The organism is Rhizobium sp. P44RR-XXIV, assembly GCF_001999485.2.
In the GTDB taxonomy this organism is placed as follows: domain Bacteria; phylum Pseudomonadota; class Alphaproteobacteria; order Rhizobiales; family Rhizobiaceae; genus Rhizobium.
The window spans coordinates 125,391-143,863 of record NZ_MPVZ02000023.1; the positions used below are offsets into that span (position 1 = coordinate 125,391).

Annotated in this window: 11 protein-coding genes and 1 pseudogene; 6 read left to right on the forward strand and 6 right to left on the reverse strand. The window is 61.1% G+C overall.

Features of this window, described 5'->3' with window-relative positions; all coding sequences use genetic code 11:
* Positions 1-14 precede the first annotated feature (14 nt).
* The 4 genes and pseudogenes from BSK43_RS03445 to BSK43_RS03460 all read left to right on the forward strand — a co-directional run bounded on the left by BSK43_RS03445 (position 15) and on the right by BSK43_RS03460 (position 4,094).
* Complete coding sequence (locus BSK43_RS03445) at positions 15-764, forward strand: glucose 1-dehydrogenase (RefSeq protein WP_077470436.1); 750 nt, start codon at positions 15-17, stop codon at positions 762-764.
* Between the two features lie 298 nt (positions 765-1,062).
* Entirely contained in the window at positions 1,063-1,572 is a 510-nt protein-coding gene (locus BSK43_RS03450; protein ID WP_068390311.1) for a DNA starvation/stationary phase protection protein, read from the forward strand.
* 374 nt (positions 1,573-1,946) lie between these two features.
* Positions 1,947-2,981, forward strand: a complete 1,035-nt coding sequence (locus tag BSK43_RS03455; RefSeq protein WP_068390314.1) for an aspartate-semialdehyde dehydrogenase — start codon at positions 1,947-1,949, stop codon at positions 2,979-2,981.
* Between the two features lie 290 nt (positions 2,982-3,271).
* Positions 3,272-4,094, forward strand: a pseudogene (locus BSK43_RS03460) (lytic murein transglycosylase).
* 176 nt (positions 4,095-4,270) lie between these two features.
* On the opposite strand, the gene BSK43_RS03465 reads toward BSK43_RS03460, so the two are convergent.
* Positions 4,271-4,912 (reverse strand): carbonic anhydrase, encoded by a 642-nt coding sequence (locus tag BSK43_RS03465; protein WP_077470434.1) that lies wholly within the window; start codon positions 4,910-4,912, stop codon positions 4,271-4,273.
* Between the two features lie 73 nt (positions 4,913-4,985).
* Positions 4,986-5,861, reverse strand: coding sequence for a pyridoxal kinase PdxY (gene pdxY / locus BSK43_RS03470; RefSeq protein ID WP_136686702.1), 876 nt, complete (start codon positions 5,859-5,861; stop codon positions 4,986-4,988).
* 294 nt (positions 5,862-6,155) lie between these two features.
* Between pdxY and BSK43_RS03475 the strand changes: the two genes are divergently transcribed.
* A complete protein-coding gene (locus BSK43_RS03475; RefSeq protein WP_077470432.1) occupies positions 6,156-10,946 on the forward strand; it encodes an NAD-glutamate dehydrogenase in 4,791 nt (1,596 codons plus the stop codon).
* Between the two features lie 52 nt (positions 10,947-10,998).
* Complete coding sequence (locus BSK43_RS03480; protein WP_077470431.1) at positions 10,999-12,387, forward strand: MFS transporter; 1,389 nt, start codon at positions 10,999-11,001, stop codon at positions 12,385-12,387.
* 66 nt (positions 12,388-12,453) lie between these two features.
* On the opposite strand, the gene purH is transcribed toward BSK43_RS03480, so the two are convergent.
* The 4 genes from purH to htpX form a co-directional block, all read right to left on the reverse strand.
* Complete coding sequence (gene purH, locus BSK43_RS03485) at positions 12,454-14,070, reverse strand: bifunctional phosphoribosylaminoimidazolecarboxamide formyltransferase/IMP cyclohydrolase (protein ID WP_077470430.1); 1,617 nt, start codon at positions 14,068-14,070, stop codon at positions 12,454-12,456.
* A gap of 169 nt (positions 14,071-14,239) precedes the next feature.
* Positions 14,240-15,886, reverse strand: coding sequence for a heparinase II/III family protein (locus BSK43_RS03490; protein WP_077470429.1), 1,647 nt, complete (start codon positions 15,884-15,886; stop codon positions 14,240-14,242).
* 150 nt (positions 15,887-16,036) lie between these two features.
* Positions 16,037-17,446, reverse strand: a complete 1,410-nt coding sequence (locus BSK43_RS03495; protein WP_077470428.1) for an RsmB/NOP family class I SAM-dependent RNA methyltransferase — start codon at positions 17,444-17,446, stop codon at positions 16,037-16,039.
* Positions 17,443-18,429, reverse strand: coding sequence for a zinc metalloprotease HtpX (gene htpX, locus BSK43_RS03500; protein ID WP_077470427.1), 987 nt, complete (start codon positions 18,427-18,429; stop codon positions 17,443-17,445). Before htpX ends, BSK43_RS03495 begins: the two co-directional genes overlap by 4 nt.
* Between the last annotated feature and the right edge of the window lie 44 nt (positions 18,430-18,473).

Sequence of the window (18,473 nt, forward strand, 5' to 3'; positions counted from 1 at the left end):
CTGAGGAAGATGACATGAGCAAACTGACAGGCAAGGTCGCAATCGTGACCGGAGCATCCAAGGGCATCGGTGCGGGCATCGCCAAGGCAATGGGCGAGGCAGGTGCTGCCGTCGTGGTCAACTATGCCTCGAGCCGCGAGGGTGCCGACAAGGTGGTTGCGGAAATTACCGCCAAGGGCGGCAAGGCGCTCGCAGTCCACGGCGACGTTTCAAAATCCGAAGACGTCAAGCGGCTCTTCGAAGAAACGAAACAGGCCTTCGGCGGCGTCGACATTCTCGTCAACAATGCCGGCGTCTATCAATTCGCGCCGATAGAAGAGTTCACCGAGGAGGAATTCCATCGTGAATTCAATATCAACGTGCTGGGCACGCTGCTGACCACGCGCGAAGCCGTCAAGCATTTCGGCCCGGAGGGCGGCAACATCATCAACATCGGCTCCAACGCCGTCAGCATGAACCTGCCGACCGCGTCCGTCTACACCGCGACCAAGGCCGCCGTAAGCTCGATCACCCAGGTCCTCGCAAAGGAACTCGGATCGCGGAATATCCGGGTCAACAACCTGGCACCGGGCGGCGTCGAGACCGAGGGCGTCGTTGCGGCAGGCGTCATTGGCAGTGATTTCGAAAAGCACCTCGTCTCGCAGACGCCGCTTGGCCGCATTGGTCAACCAACGGACATCGCACCGATTGCCGTCTTCCTGGCGTCGCAGGATGCACACTGGCTGACGGGTGAAACCATCTATGCCGGCGGCGGCCTGAAGTAACTACCCTTCGCGATACCGCCCTCCGACAAGAGGGCGGTTTGCCGGGCGTGACACAACCGCACGCCTGGCCATTATGTTAGCAAGCAATTGCCAAACCAATCCATTTTCCTATTTAGTAGGTGTGCTCGGGTTTTCCGCATAGCACCGCAGTCGACCGTGCCGCGCCGCGACATCTCGTCCGCGAAATTTCAAAACAGATCGCGTCTTCAATGCGATCCAACACAACAGCTGATGTCATCGAACTCCCCTAATATCCGCCGGCGATCGCTGTCGTGAAAAACAAACGGAGGACGTTTTTATGAATACCGCCAATACCAAATCGAAACTGGGTACCCGCACCAATCTCAGCGAAGACGCGACACGCGACATTTCCGCGGCGCTGACTGCGCTGCTGGCGGATGTCTTTGCACTCTATCTGAAAACCAAGAATTTCCATTGGCACATGAGCGGGCCGCATTTCCGCGACTATCACCTGCTGCTGGACGAGCAGGGCGATCAGATTTTCGCGATGACCGACCCCATGGCCGAACGCGCCCGCAAGATTGGCGGCACCACGCTGCGGTCGATCGGCCAGATCGCCAAGCTTCAGCGCATTCCGGACAACGACGCCGAATATGTCGACCCGCAGGACATGCTGGCCGAGCTGGCGGATAACAACCTCAAGCTTTCAGCCGAAATCCGCGCCGTTCACGACGTCTGCGACGAATATGGCGATATCGCCACCGCCAGCCTTCTCGAAAACTGGCTGGACGAGACGGAACGCCGCACATGGTTCCTGTTCGAATCCACCCGCAAGTCAAACCGCTAGTCACAGCGACATCCGCTGCCGGGCGCGATTGGCCGGCAGCTGGATGCCATAATCTCGATTTCCTCGCTCCCGCCTCGGCGGAAACGAGGAAATCCTTGACTCCTGTGGAAAACCTCTTAGAACCGGCGACGGAAAAGGAAGACTTCCATGGCTCGCTTCGAACAGATCGAATGCTTCAGTCACCTGGCGGAATGTGCCGGGCCGGACGTCTATTTTCCGGTTTCTTCCAAAACCAAGGCCAAAACGACGACGAAAACCGTCTGACGTCTCTGGCCTGCCGCTCTCTCCCCGGCTCGGTCGGGGACAGGAACCGGTCGTCATGGCCGCGGTTCCCCCCTCGCCAAAGAGGAGAGAAGAGAAAGAGAGCTTGAGAAATGGGTTTCAAAGTAGCAGTAGCGGGCGCGACCGGGAATGTCGGCCGTGAAATGCTCAACATCCTGTCCGAACGCGGCTTTCCGGCCGATGAAGTCGTGGCGCTCGCATCCGCCCGCTCGCAGGGAACCGAGGTTTCCTATGGCGACCGGACGCTGAAGGTTTCCAACCTGGAGAACTACGATTTCTCCAACACCGACATTTGCCTGATGTCGGCCGGCGGAGACGTTTCGAAGAAGTTCTCGCCGAAGATCGGCGCCCAGGGCTGTGTCGTCATCGACAACTCCTCTGCCTGGCGCTACGACGCCGACGTGCCGCTGATCGTGCCGGAAGTCAATCCGGATGCCATCACGCAGTTCACCAAGCGCAACATCATCGCCAACCCGAATTGCTCGACCGCGCAGCTCGTCGTCGCGCTGAAGCCGCTGCATGATTTCGCCAAGATCAAGCGCGTCGTCGTCTCGACCTACCAGTCCGTTTCCGGTGCCGGCAAGGATGGCATGGACGAGCTGTTCAACCAGACCCGCGCCGTCTTCGTCGCCGACCCGATCGAGAACAAGAAGTTCACCAAGCGCATCGCCTTCAACGTCATTCCGCACATCGACGTCTTCATGGAAGACGGCTACACCAAGGAAGAGTGGAAGGTACTGGCTGAAACCAAGAAGATGCTCGACCCGAAGATCAAGGTCACCTGCACCGCTGTTCGCGTGCCGGTTTTCATCGGTCATTCGGAATCGGTCAATATCGAGTTCGAAAACGAGATCACTGCCGATCAGGCCCGCGACATCCTGCGCGAAGCACCGGGCTGCCTTGTCATCGACAAGCATGAAAACGGCGGCTACATCACGCCTTACGAATCCGCCGGCGAGGATGCGACCTACATTTCCCGCATCCGCGAGGATGCGACCGTCGAAAACGGCCTCAACATCTGGGTCGTCTCCGACAATCTGCGCAAGGGTGCGGCGCTGAACGCCATTCAGATCGCCGAACTGCTTGTCAATCGCGGCCTGATCAAGCCGCGCAAGCAGGCTGCATAAGAATTCGTAAACCAATTTACGGTTTATAAATCTTCGCTAGCTAAGCAGGATTGAATGGAAGCCTCGCCATTTCGGATGAAAGGCGGGGCTTTTGCAAATGCATCTGGCGGCAATGTTTCACGGGAAGCGAAAACATTGATCGCTAAAATGTGATAATGACAGGACGGCCGGATGCTGGCATGGTCCAGTGGTGACTAGACAGCGCATAAACCCAGAGATTGGTGGGTTTATGCGTGCTTTAAAAAAACGGTTACCGCGTTCGCAGCGCGGTAAGAATTCGGGGAAATTGAATGCGCATCACAAAGTCTGGAATGGCAGCTCTCGTGGCGGGCGGGTTGCTGCTGGCGATGCCGATGACGGCCAACGCCGCGTCCTGCGGCAACACTTCCGCCGGTTTCGAGAATTGGGTGCAGGAATTCAAGCGCGAAGCGCAGGGGCAGGGCGTCAGCCCGTCCGTCCTCGACCGGGCTTTCGCCAACGTCCATTATAACCAGCCTACCATACGCGCCGATCGCGGCCAGAAGAGCTTCAAGCTTTCCTTCGAGGAATTCATGAAGAAGCGCGGCGGCCAGACGATCATCAATCGCGGCAAGAGCATGAAGCAGGCCAATGCCGCGCTGTTTGCCAAGATCGAGAAGCGTTTTGGCGTGCCCCCAGGCCCGATCATCGCGATCTGGGGCATGGAAACCGGCTTCGGCAGCTATATGGGCGATCAGCACACGCTTTCGGCCGTAGCAACTCTCTCCTATGACTGCCGCCGCTCAGCCTTCTTCACCGAACAGCTCTACTCCGCTCTGAAGCTCGTCGGCGAAGGCTACCTCAGCCCATCGGCCCGTGGCGCCGCCCATGGCGAAATCGGCCAGACGCAGTTCATGCCGAAAAAACGTCGTCGCCTTCGGTGTCGACGAGGATGGCGACGGCAGGGTCGACCTTGTAGGATCGCGCGCGGACGCGCTTGCCTCAACGGCGAACTTCCTGCGTGGCCATGGCTGGCAACCCGGCGCCGGCTATCAGCCGGGTGAGCCGAATTTCTCCGCCATTGCCGGCTGGAACGACGCCAAGGTCTATCAGCAGGCAATCGCCTATATCGGCCAGCAGATCGACGGCAGATAAGCTGGACCAAAACAAAAAAGGCGCTGCGACCATATGGTCTGCGGCGCCTTTTTGTTTGGTCTGCCTTCAGATCTTAGAGTACTTCCAGGAAAAGTGCGCAGCGGTTTTCCGTCCGGAATGCGCAAAGAAACAGGAAGATAGAGCATTTTCGCTATTCGAAGAAAAGCGGAACAGCTCTAGACATCGGGCCGGACGAAATCGCGGGTTTCGGGGTCCATCACCCATAATTCCCCGGTCGAAATATCGAACCATGCGCCATGCAGGTTCAGCTTGCCTTCTTCTTCCCGCGCCTTGATCTCCGGAAAGCTGCGCAGATTGTCGAGCGAATTGCGGATCGAGATGCGCTCCAGCGCCGTCTGCCGCTCGGTCGGCGTCATGATGTCGTTGCTCTGGATCTGTTCGGCAGCCGGCTTCAGCAGGCCCATCCAGCGGCCGATAAAGTCGCCAGGCGACAGCGGTTCGGCATTCGGATCGAGGGCGGCGCGAATGCCGCCGCAGCGGCCATGGCCCATGACGACGATATTGGCCACCTTGAGCGACAGGACAGCAAATTCGAGTGCCGCCGAGGTCGAGTGGAAATTCCCATCCGGCTCATAGGGCGGCACCATATTGGCTACGTTGCGGATGACGAAGAGCTCTCCCGGACCGGCATCGAAGATGATCTCCGGTGCCGAGCGGGAGTCACAACAGGCAATCACGAGGGTCGACGGATTCTGGCCGCGCTCGGCGAGCGTGCGATAGCGTTCGCGCTCGTCGACGTAACGCCCACTCATGAAATTGCGATAGCCGTTCAAAAGGGTGTCGGGAAAGCTTTGCATGGATATTGAATTACAGCGCAGTCAGGCGGATGGCAACTATTGCGCTGCAAAAAGCTCCTGTTGCATCACGATGCTATTTCTTGCGCCGTTGAGCCGGGTGCACGAGGTGCCTGAGCTGCACCATCGCCATCGGCGTCGACAGGCTCGCCGCATCCGCCGCCAGCGTCAGTTCGTCGCTGCCGCGCTTGATGGCGCGCGCCAGCACCTCATAGACGCTCGCCGTCGTCAGCTGCAGCGCCCTTTCCTCGTCGATGCCGGACAGCAGGTGCGACAGGAACAGAGCGGAGAGCAGATCGCCAAGCCCGTTCGGGGCATTCTCGATGCTGCGGTGTTCGGCAAGCAAGGCATTTCGCCCGCTGAGATAGAGGTTGCCGATACCGCCGGACATCATCGGCACCGCCGAGGTCACCAGCATGCGTGACGGCCCGAGCGCAAGCGCCGCTTCCATAATGGCATTGTTGTCGTCGAGCGGCGCACCGGCAAGCCAGGCAAGCTCATAACGGTTAGGGGTCGCCAGTGATGCGAGCGGGATCAGATGATCGCGAATGGCTTCCGCCGTCGCTTCCGGCACATAGAGCCCGCCGGCATCGCCGATGACAGGATCGCAGGCATAAATGAGATCGGGATTCTTCTCTCGCAGCGCCGCTACCAGCTTTGCAACGGAAAGCGCCTGCGCTGCATTGCCGAAATATCCGGAGAGAACCGCCTTCACCTCCGAAAGCCAGGGGGCGGCGATCAGATCGTCGATCGCATGGTCGAAATCCGTCTCGTTGAAGGTCAATCGCGTCGAACGGCCATGGCCGGGATGCCAAGGCAGAACGACGGTCGGCAGCGCCCAGACCGGATGCCCGAGCGTTTCCAACGCAAACACCGCGGCGCGATTTCCGACGGAACCTCTGACGACATGACTGGAGATGACGATAACGGCGCCGGCCGACATTTGCGACATGATGCTTGCTCTCAGTTCAGGGGTCTCAAAATGCAATGGCGCCGTTGATGATCCCTTTCGCGGCACTCTGTCAACTGCACTTCACAGAGTCATGAAACCCTTTGTTGAAAGGCCGAGTCCGCCAACTTCACGCCGGTCTCATGCGCTTCGCGTCGATATCGCAGCTTTCGGCAAGATTTTTGAAAAAACGGGCTCAAATTGGTCCGAAAGCAACCAAATTCGCATTCTTTTTGCCAGTTTTTTCGCTAAACCTTCTGCTACTGTGCTCAAAATTCGAAAATCCGGAGGAATTTCATGGCGCCCAAGACCAATCCGAAACGGGAAAAACAGATCGACGCAGCCCGCAAGATCGCGGCCGCGACCGGGGGAGCCCATATCGACCCCGAAATCCTGTTCGGCCGGGCAAGCAATGACGACATCGAGCATTACAGCCCGGAAATGCTGGCCCTTGCTGCGGCGCACGCAGCGAACGAGCTGGCCGCCTGGAGCGGTACCTCTCCGCGCATCAGCATCGAGCAGATGGCCGGTATCGAGCCCGATGGCGTTGCAGTGTCGATCCTGTCGATCACCGACCACAACATGCCCTTCCTCTACGAATCGATCATGGGTGAGGTCAGCAGTACCTACCGCGATCTCTACATGGCCGTGCACCCGATCCTGGTGATCGAGGACGGCAAGCAACCCAGCCTCTATTCCGCCGATCACCCGAGCGATCCTGCCCATCGCGTCAGCCATATCCAGCTTCATTTGTCGCCCCTGACGGCAGCGCAGGCAACGGACCTGATCAAGCGCGTACAGACCGTGCTCGATCAGACGCATCTCACCGTTTCCGACTGGAAGCCGATGCTGGCGCGCCTCGATATTGTCATTTCGGAGCTCTCCACCTATGAGGCGGCGGGACGCCGCAAGAGCGATCGCGACGAGGCGCTGGCCTTCCTCGCCTGGTTGCGGGGCGGCAATTTCACCTTCCTCGGCATGCGCGAATATGTCTATTCCGGCAAGGGCACGGACGCCAAGGTCGAGCGTGATCGCGGCACCGGCCTCGGCATTCTCTCCAATCCGGATGTCCGCGTCCTGAGACAGGGCAAGGATGCCGTCACCACGACGCCGGAGATCCTCGCCTTCCTCAATGGGCCGGACTTCCTGATCGTCACCAAGGCCAACGTCAAATCCATCGTTCACCGCCGCGCCTATATGGATTATGTCGGCGTCAAGCGCTTCGACGCTGACGGCAACGTCACGGGCGAGCTGCGCATCGTCGGCCTTTTCACCTCGACGGCCTATACCAGCGCCGCCATCGAAGTGCCGCTGCTGCGCTCGAAGGTGCAGAAGGTCAAGGATCACTTCGGCTTCGACCCCACAAGCCATTCCGGCCGCATGCTCGACAATACGCTGGAATCCTATCCTCGCGATGACCTCTTCCAGATCGACACGACCCTGCTTGCGAGCTTCGCCGAGCAGATCAACGACCTCACCGACCGGCCGCGCGTGCGCGCGCTGCCGCGCATCGACCATTTCGACCGCTTCGTCTCGGTCATCGTCTATGTCCCGCGCGAGGAATATGACTCCGTCGTCCGCGAGAAGATCGGCAACTACCTGAAAACAGTCTATGACGGTCGCGTCTCCGCCTACTACCCGGCCTTCCCGGAAGGCGGCGTGGCGCGCGTGCATTTCATCATCGGCCGCAGCGCCGGCAAGACGCCGCATATTCCGCAGGCGAAGCTCGAAGAGGCGATCCGCGCCATAACAGCCCGCTGGGACGAGCGTTTCGTCATGCTGGCTGGCCCGAAGGCACCGCGCATCTCCGTCAGCCAGGCCTTTCAGGAAGCCTTTACGCCCGAAGACGCCGTTGCCGACCTGCCCGACATCTCGGCCACGGCCGGCGCCGATCCGATCCGCATCGGCTTCTATATCCGCAAGGATGAGACGGGTGACATTCTCTCCCTGAAGATCTTCCACGGTCAGGGCAATCTGGCGCTGTCGCGCCGCGTGCCGCTGCTCGAAAACCTCGGCTTCAACGTCATCAGCGAGCGGACCTTCGACATCTATGTCACCGCCAAGGACGGCTCGACCGGTCATGTCGTGCTGCATGACATGGAGTTGGAAGCGCGCGGCGGCCTGACGATCGATCTTGCCCGCCATGGCGCAGCGCTGAAGGAAGCCTTCCTTGCCGCTTTCGGTGGTACGATCGACAATGACGTCTTCAACCGGCTGATCGTCTCGGCCGATCTCTCCGCCCGCGAAACCAACGTGCTGCGTGCCTATTCGCGCTATCTGCGCCAGGCCGGCATCGCCTATTCCCAGGATTACATTGCCGCTACGCTGGACAAATATCCGCGCGTCGCAGCCTCGCTCTTCCGCCTGTTCCACGACACGCTCGATCCGAAGCTTGCCGACAAGAGCCGCACGAAGAAGCTTTCCGAACTGCATGAGGCCATCGAAACCGAGCTTGCCGACGTTCCGAGCCTCGACGACGACCGCATCCTGCGCCGCTACGTCAACGCCATCGACGCGACACTGCGCACCAACTACTTCCAGAAGAACGCCGACGGTACGCCAAAGGCGATGCTGGCCTTCAAGCTCGATCCGAAACTCCTCGACGGCCTGCCCGAGCCGCGGCCCTTCCGCGAAATCTTCGTCTATGGCGTCGAAGTGGAAGGCGTGCACCTGCGCTTCGGCAAGGTGGCCCGTGGCGGCCTGCGCTGGTCGGATCGCGCCGAAGACTATCGCACCGAAGTGCTGGGGCTCGTAAAGGCGCAGCAGGTCAAGAACGCCGTCATCGTGCCCGTAGGCGCCAAGGGCGGTTTCTATCCGAAGAAGCTCCCCGTCGGCGGCAGCCGCGACGAGATCTTCAACACCGGCCGCGAAGCCTACAAGACCTATATCCGCACGCTGCTGTCGATCACCGACAATATCTCCGGCGCCGACATCATTCCACCCGCCGACACCGTACGGCTCGATGGCGACGATCCATACTTCGTCGTCGCCGCCGACAAGGGCACCGCCACCTTCTCCGACACCGCCAATGCGCTGGCGCAGGAAGCCGGCTTCTGGCTGGATGATGCCTTCGCGTCGGGCGGCTCGGCCGGCTACGATCACAAGAAGATGGGCATCACCGCCCGCGGCGCCTGGGAAACCGTCAAGCGCCACTTTCGTGAAATGGACATCGATATCCAGACGACGCCCTTCAATGTCGTCGGCGTCGGCGACATGTCTGGCGACGTCTTCGGCAATGGCATGCTGCTCTCGCCGAAGATCCGACTGCTCGCCGCCTTCGACCATCGCGACATCTTCATCGATCCCGATCCGGACATGGAAAAGACGCTTGCCGAACGCCAGCGCCTCTTCGACCTGCCGCGCTCCAGCTGGCAGGACTTCGACAAGTCCATCCTGTCGAAGGGTGCGATGATCATTTCGCGCTCGGCAAAATCGGTAACCCTGACGCCGGAGGCAGCCGCTGCCATCGGCATCGACAAATCGGTCGCCACGCCCTTCGAGATCATGACGGCGATCTTGAGAGCGCCCGTTGACCTCCTCTGGTTCGGCGGCATCGGCACCTATGTCAAGGCGCCATCGGAAACGGATTCGGACGTCGGCGACCGTGCGAACGATCCGATCCGCATCACGGCCGAAGAGGTTCGTGCCAGGGTAATCGGCGAGGGCGCCAATCTCGGGGTCACCCAGAAGGGCCGCATCGCCTACGGCCTCAAGGGCGGTCGCTGCAACTCCGACGCCATCGACAATTCTGCCGGCGTCAACACGTCCGACGTCGAGGTCAACATCAAGATCGCGCTCGCCAATGCCATGCATGACGGCCGCCTGACACGAGCCAAGCGCGACGTTCTGCTGGCCTCGATGACCGACGAAGTCGGCACCCTGGTATTGCGGAACAACTATCTGCAATCCCTGGCGATTTCGCTGACGGAGCGCAAGGGCACCGGCAACGGCCTGGAACTCAGCCGCTTCATGAGCGTGCTGGAAACGGCCAAGCAGCTCAGCCGCAAGGTCGAGACGCTGCCTGACGAACAGACTTTCGCTGAGCGTTACGCCAATGGGCGGCCGCTGACCCGCGCCGAAATCGGCGTGCTGCTCTCCTACGCCAAGATCGTCCTCTTCGATGCGCTGGTTGCCAGCAACCTGCCTGATGATCCCTATTTCGCCGCGACCCTCAGCCGCTATTTTCCGGTCAAGATGCAGCGCTCCAACGCAGCCGATATCGACAGCCATCGGCTGCGTCGCGAGATCATCGCGACGGCACTTGCCAACGAAGCGATCAATCGCGGCGGTCCGGGCTTTGCCGTCAGCATGATGGACGCGACGGCGGCGTCAGCTGCCGAAGTGGTCAAGGCGGCCGTGGTCGCCCGCGACGGCTTCGACCTCGACCGCCTTTGGAATGAGACGGACGCACTTGACGGCAGCGTTGGCGGCCAGATGCAGAACCGCGTCTATGGCGAGATCACCGAGGTCTATACGGTGCTCACGCGGCTGCTCCTGAAGACAGGGGCCGTCAAGGGCGATATAGAGGAAACGGTTAGCCGGCTTCGCGCAGCTCTGAAGAAACTGCGACCTGTCTTCCTGACCCATATCCCGGCGGATTTCGCAGCGGAAATCGCAGCTCGCGAGGCGGAATATCAGGCTGCCGGCCTGCCGGAGAAGCTCGCTTCGGAAATCGCCACGATCTACGCACTCGTCCTCGTTCCGGAGATCATGCAGATCGCCGAGCGCACCGGCGATACGCTGAACCGCGCAGCCGAAAGCTACTTCACCGTGTCGCAGACCTTCCGCGTCGGCCGCCTGCTGCTTGCCGGCAGCCGGATCGTCACGGGCGACCACTATGAGAGCCTCGCTTTGGCGCGCAGCCTCGACCAGATCGCCGGTGCCCGCCGCGATATCGTCATCTCGGCCCTGTCGAACCATCCGAAGGAAAAGCAGCCGATACAGGCGTGGCATGCAGAGGATCGCATCCGCATCAATCGCATCGCCGAAGAGCTCGGCGGCCTCAGCGAAAGCGGCGATCCCAATCTCGCCCGCATCACCGTTGCCGCCGGCCTGCTCAGCGATCTTGCGAACGGCCGGGCAAGGTGACACAGTCCGCCCCGACCCGGCACACGGGTGAGGGAATCAAGGGCTGGATCTAGTGGCAACCGAAATCGACAACAGCGTGCCGGCAAAAGTGCCGGCACGGGGTATTTGGGGCTGGATGTTCTTCGACTGGGCGGCGCAGCCGTTCTTCACCGTCGTCACCACCTTCATTTTCGGCCCGTATTTCGTGGCGCGGCTGACCGCCGATCCGGTTTCCGCGCAGACGACATGGAGCAATATGGCGACGATCTCCTCGGTGATCATCGCCCTCCTGTCGCCGGTCCTCGGCTCGATCGCCGATCAATCCGGCGCACGCAAACCGTGGATCGCCTTCTTCGCCGCCATCAAGATCGCCAGCCTCTTCTGTCTCTGGGGTGCCGCGCCGGGATCGCCGCTGATCTACCCCGTCATCTTCATGATTCTCGCCTCGATCTCGGCGGAATTTTCGATCGTCTTCAATGATTCGATGATGCCGCGGCTGGTCGGCAAGGACGATGTCGGCAAGCTCTCGAACGCTGCCTGGGGCCTCGGCTATCTCGGCGGCATGATCGTGCTGATCACCGTCGTGGCGCTGCTGGCGGGCAATCCGCAAACCGGCAAGACCATCTTCGGCCTGACACCGCTCTTCGGGCTCGACGCGACGGTTGGCGAGGATGCGCGCATCACCGGGCCGATTTCCGCGGTCTGGTACTTTCTCTTCATCCTGCCGATGTTCTTCTTTACGCCCGATGCCGCCCGCGGTCTGCCGCTTCGCGCCGCTGTTCGCTCGGGTCTGCGCGAACTGGCGACGACGCTCGGCGAACTGAAACGCCGGCGCGGCATCAGCCTCTTCCTCGTCGCCCGCATGGTCTATCAGGATGGGGTCAACGGCTTGTTGATCCTCGGCGGCACCTTTGCAGCCGGCATGTTCGGCTGGGCGACGATCGAGATCGGCATCTACGGCATCATCCTCAATGTCATCGCCATTTTCGGCTGCTTTGCCGCAAGCTATGTCGACCGCTGGCTCGGCTCGAAAACGACAGTCGTCATCAGTTTGACTTTGTTGCTTGTCGCCACTTTCGGCATCATCTCGACCGGACCGGGCTTCACGCTCTTCGGCCTCGTTCCGCTCTCCACCGTCAGCACCGGTAGCCTGTTCGGCACGGCGGCGGAAAAGGCCTATATCGGCTATGGCCTGCTGATCGGCATCGCCTTCGGGCCGGTGCAGGCTTCCTCGCGCTCCTATCTCGCTCGCAGCGTCAGCCTGGCCGAGGCCGGCCGCTATTTTGGCATCTACGCGCTCTCGGGCCGCGCCACCAGCTTCATGGCGACGCTGTTCTTCTCGCTGGTGACCTATTGGAGCGGCTCGGCCCGCCTCGGCATGGCAACGCTGGTCATCTTCCTCGCCGGCGGCCTGCTGCTTCTGCTACCAACGCCGTATCCGGCCGACAAGGCGACAAAGTAGGCAAAGAAAATCCCGGCTGGAAAACCAACCGGGATATCAATTTTTCTAGCTGGGTATATCCACGGCTTAGTGGCGGAAGTGACGAATGCCGGTGAAGACCATCGCAACATTGTGCTCGTTCGCGGCATCGATGACTTCCTGATCGCGCATCGAGCCGCCCGGCTGGATGACCGCGGTAGCGCCGGCGGCAATCGCCGACAACAGGCCGTCGGCAAACGGCAGGAAGGCTTCGGAGGCAACGGCGGAACCGCGCGTCAATGGCTCGGCAAGCCCCATGGCCTTGGCGGCTTCTTCCGCCTTGATCGCAGCGATGCGGGCGGAATCGACACGGCTCATCTGTCCGGCGCCGATGCCGGCCGTCTGGCCGTCCTTGGCGTAGACGACCGCATTCGACTTCACATGCTTGGCGACACGGAAGGCGAACTTCATATCCACAAGCTCCTGTGCCGTCGGCGCGCGCTTGGTGACGACCTTGAGATCCATGTCCTCGACAAGAGCATTGTCACGGTTCTGGACGAGCAGGCCGCCGGAAACAGTCTTGGCGGTGAGACCCGGCAGACGAGGATCGGGCAGGGCGCCGACCGAGAGCAGACGGAGGTTCGGCTTGCGGGCGATGATCGCCTTGGCTTCCTCGCTCACCTCTGGTGCGATGATGACCTCGGTGAAAAGCTTGACGATCTCTTCGGCCGTTTCGGCATCGAGCAGGCTGTTGAGAGCAATGATGCCGCCGAAGGCCGAGACAGAATCGCAGGCGAGCGCCCGCTTATAAGCTTCGACGAGGCTTGGGCCGGTCGCAACGCCGCAGGGGTTGGCATGCTTGATGATCGCGCAGGCAGGACCATTTTCCGGCAGGAACTCGGCAACGAGTTCATAGGCCGCATCGGTGTCGTTGATGTTGTTGTAGGAGAGCTGCTTGCCCTGCAGCAGCGTCGCGGTGGAAACGCCGGGGCGGTTTTCGCCGGTGACGTAGAAGGCCGCCTTCTGGTGCGGGTTCTCGCCGTAGCGCATTTCCTCGCGCAGCACGCCGCCGATGACGCGGTGACGCGGCGTGGCGATATCGAGCGCTTCGGCAAACCAGTTGGAGATCATCGCATCATAGGCGGCGGTGCGAGCGAAAGCCTTGGCGGCCATGCGCTTGCGGAAATCATAGGTCGTCTGGCCGGCATCGGCGGACAGCTGCGCCAGCAGCTCGGCATAGTCAGAGGGATCGGTCAGCGTCGTCACATAGGCGTGGTTCTTGGCCGAAGCACGGATCATCGCCGGGCCGCCGATGTCGATATTCTCCACCGTCGTCGGATAATCGCCGCCGGCCTTGCGGACGTCCTCGAAGGGATAGAGGTTGATGACGGCAAGGTCGATGCCTTCGATGCCGTGTTCCTTCATCGCAGCCTGATGCTCGGCGTCGTCACGGATGGCGAGCAGCCCGCCATGCACCTTCGGATGCAGCGTCTTGACGCGGCCGTCCATGATCTCCGGGAAATCCGTCACTTCCGAGACGTCGGTGACCGCAAGACCGGCCGCGGCGATCGCCTTGTGCGTGCCACCGGTCGACAGCAGCCGCACGCCCTGTTCGCTCAGCGCACGCGCCAGCTCGACAATGCCGGTCTTGTCGAAAACTGACAGAAGCGCGGTTTTCACCTTCACCTTGTCGGGAGCAGGAATTTTCTTGGAAACGACGGCCATGGGCTTTCTCCGGTCTGAAGCAATTCCAGGAAAAGTGCGCAGCGGTTTTCCGTCCGGAATTGCGAGATAACAAAAACAGAGCGAAAAACGCTCTGGCATGAGGAGATGTCCGGCGAAAAAGGGCGCGGGACGATAATGCCGCCCCGTTAGCATAGCTGAGGCGGTTAGCCTATGGCCGATAGGATAAAAACCAGCGGATTTCCGGCTTTTCGGTGATCTGAAAAACGATCTCGAGCTGGTCTGAGGAGCGCAAGCCCGAGGGATCAGCAAAAAAGATATCTTCCGCCACCAGCACCTCGTTGCCGGGCGAGGAAAACACCCAGGTCTCTCCATCCGGCGCGATCAGCAGCGCGGAGTCGACCTCGGTCTGCAACAGGCTGATGGAGGGGTGGATATGAAAACGCGCCGATGCGATGCCCTCGCCCTTTGGCGCCTGCTTTCTGCCCTCGGGCACGAGGAAGCGATCGCGACCCGCAAGAATGGTCCCGCTGGCGTTGAGGCTCAGCTCGCGCTCGTGAACATAGCCGAAGGTGGAGAGGTAGCCGTCATGCGCGGCCCGGACATAGTCGCGTCCATCGTCGGTTTCGGCGCGCTCCACAATGATCTTCTTGACGCCGCCGACCATGATCGGCCCCAGCGACTTCGACTTGGAGAACTGGCTCGACGAGGTGTCGTTGAGCGTAACCGTCGAATGCGCGGCAGTTGCCCGCGCCGCCTGCGTGTAGCGCTCTCCGGCAAATTCCGGTGCGCCGGAATTGATGATGAAGCGCGTCTTGCCCGATGACATTTCGAAGGAGAGACAGCCCGCATGAGCCGTGCGGCTGAGATCGACGGAGGCCGGGGCGCCGACATCGACGATGACGACGGCCTGGCCGGCGGCCAGCCGATGATACTTCGTGTGCGGCAGCGCCTTGAAAGCCTGCCCGGCCGTCTCGTCGTAACGCAGGACCGACATCAGCTCATTGGCCAGCGTCGAGGTCGCGCCGTTGAACAGCGCCAGATCACCATCCTGGTGGCGGAAGAAACGCAGCGCCGGATACATGCGGTCTATGCCGGGGATGAGGCGGATCGGCACGTCATGGCCGAGATTGACATAGGTCTGGCGCAGCGGCAGCAGATCGAGCAGCAGTTCCAGCGATACGCGCGGATTGCGGGAGATATGGCCACCATCGGGCAGGATTTGCCGGTCGATCTCCCGATCAAGCGCCTGTCCCGCGCGTTTCAGCGCGAGCGCACTGTTGGGCATGGCAACCGACGACATGGCAAGCGCGATGCGCACGCGAAACCGCGTCGTGCCATCCCGCGACGTCGAGGCCATCCGCCTGAGATAGCGCACATGGAAGACGAGCATGCGCATGAAGCGGCGGTAAAAGCCGCTATCCGTGCCATGCAGGAGCACGGGCGAATGCGACAGCAGGGCAATCAGGCGCTGCGCGGCAATATCCGGCGACCAGGCGAGGCCATGGAGCCGACGACCGTGAACGGCAATCCAATCGGTGAGAATGGAGCGTGCCATTGCCGAAGCCTGATCGCTCTTTTCCGCCCGCAAATGCCGCAGCCAGCGGAAATTATGCAATCGTGCGGCAAAGGTCCGCGATGGCAGCTCGAGCGAGAATGGCGATGCGCCCTGCGTTTCCAGCACCCGGCCAGCGAGCAGGATGCGCCCGTTCAAAAGCTCTTCGACAAAAAAAGGATCGACATTGCGCAGGTCTGTCGGCGCCACGATCAGCCGTTCCGGCACACGCATGGTGTGGCGGGTGAGACGCAATCGCGTCAACGCCGCGCGGCGAGACATCCGCCGCCATGCTTCCCGCATGTATGAACTCACGAAACCCTGCCGCAGACCTGCATATTCGCTTCTGCTTACTCTTGTTACCTGTAGTTAAAAAGAGGTTACACATATACCAATTAAGGACATGTTACCGGATTCTTAACTAACGCGAGAAAACCACACCGATAGGTGCGACTAGTGCGTGCGGCGAAGCACGGCGGCGAAAAATCCGTCGAGGCCGGAAGCAAAGTCGCCGGCAAGCGGCAGCATATCAGGCGCGGTGCGGAAAGCGCCGAGGGGCGAGATCGCTGCTTCCAGACCCGGCCAGTCCACAGGGTCGATCGGAACACGCTCGACACCATCCGTATCCGCGAGAAGGCGGGCAACGAGATCCTCGCCCTCTTCAGGATCAAGCGAACAGTTGGAGAAGACGACCACACCGCCTGGTTTGACCAGCGTCAAGGCGTGGCGAAGCAGGCGCTCCTGCAGAGCGGCGAGCTTGGCGATATCCTCCGGTCCCTTGGTCCAAAGAACGTCAGGATGACGGCGCGTCGTTCCCGTCGAGGAGCAGGGAGCGTCGAGAAGGGCGGCATCGAAGAGCTCTTCGGGCTGATATTTGCTCATATCGGCAACGACGGTTTCCGCTTCCAGGCCGAGGCGCGCGAGATTGCTGGATAATCTTTTCAGCCGATTGGCCGATTGATCGAGCGCCGTGACCTTGCCGCCGGCGAGGACGAGCTGTGCCGTCTTGCCACCGGGCGCGGCGCAGAGATCCACGACCCGTTTGCCGGCAAGAGAGCCGAATAATTTCGCCGGAATGCTGGCGGCGGCATCCTGCACCCACCATTCGCCGTCCTCGAAGCCTTCAAGCGAGGGTATGGATCCTTCAAAGGCGGCAAGCCGCACGCCGCCGGTCGGCAATACCACGCCATTGAGACGCTTCGCCCAGCCCTCGGCATCGGATTTCACCGTGAGATCGATCGCTGCCGGCTCGAGTTGCGTGTCAGAAATCTTGATTGCCGCCTCAGCGCCATAGGCAGCTTCGAGCCGCGAGAGAAACCAAGCCGGCATCGCCGGCACGCTTGCGACCTGCTCGAGAATGACCTGCTTCTCCCGGCCGATGCGCCGGAGAATGGCATTGACCAGCTTGGCAAAGCGACGATTGCGGGGGTCGCGATTGGCCTGTTCGACGGCAAGGTCGACGGCGGAATGATCCGGCACATCGAGATAGAGCATCTGCGCGGCGCCGACGACAAGCACATGATGGAGCGCGCGGGCTCCTTCCGGTAGCGGCGCATCGAGAAGAGACGATATCGCCGTCTCTATGCGCGGCAGATGCCGCAAGGCGCTGTTGAGAATGGCGCGCACCAGCGCACGGTCGCTATCGCCCAGTGCCTTGTACGCAGGATTGCCGCCTTCCGCATCCAGCATGCCGTCAAGCGGCGTCTTGCGGTCGATGACGGCGGCCAGGATCTTCGTCGCGGCTGCGCGCGCCGCAAAACCGGGCTTTGCAGGCGCCGAATCACGCGAGCGGAACTCGGCAGACCCTTTGCCCGGTCGTCTTCCGTCTCTGTTGAACGTTTTGTTTTTATTGTCAGAACTCAAGACCAGGGTCCCTTCGGCGGTTGCGAACCACCGCGACCCGTATTCGGTACGGAACGCGATTTGCGTTCCGGATTAGCAGCCAAGACCGGTCCCGTCGAGCCAAAGCCCGAAGTTGGCGCCCTGGTAGAGGTGCCACCGCCGCCGTGGCGGGCCATTTCGTGCAGCGCGGCAATACGGTTTTCCGTGTTCGGATGGGTCGAAAACAGATTGTCCATACGCTCGCCGGAGAGCGGGTTGATGATGAACATATGCGCCGTCGCGGGGTGGCCTTCGGCCTCTTCATTCGGAATATGCGAGGCACCGCGGGCGATCTTGCCGAGCGCCGAGGCGAGCGACAGCGGATTGCCGCAGATTTCGGCACCACGACGGTCGGCCGAGTACTCGCGCGTACGGCTGATTGCCATCTGCACCAGCATCGCTGCCAGGGGCGCAACAATCATCGCCACAACAACACCGACCATGCCGAGCGGATTGTTGTTGTCGCGGCGACCGCCGAACAGGAAAGCGAAATTGCCGAGCATGGAAATGGCGCCGGCCAGCGTCGCCGTGATCGTCATGGTCAGCGTGTCGCGGTTCTGGACGTGTGCAAGCTCATGCGCCATCACGCCGGCCACCTCGTCCGGCGTCAGCGCGTGCAGCAGGCCGGTGGAGGCGGCAACGGCGGCGTTTTCCGGATTGCGGCCCGTCGCAAAGGCGTTCGGCTGCGGGCTGTCATAGAGATAGACCTTCGGCATGGGCAGGCCGGCATTGCGGGCGAGATCGCGCACGATCCGGTAAAATTCCGGGGCGCTGCGCTCATCGACCTCCTGCGCATTGTAGGTGGAGAGCACCATGCGGTCAGAATTCCAGTAGGAAAAGAAATTCATGCCCGCCGCAACGACAAACGCGATCAACATGCCGGACTGACCGCCGATCAGATAGCCGACGCCCATGAAGAGCGCGGTCATGAAGGCAAGCAGCATCGCGGTACGCATGAGATTCATCAACGGTTCTCCAAATCAACTGTCGTCCAAACCTTTTTCTTTGC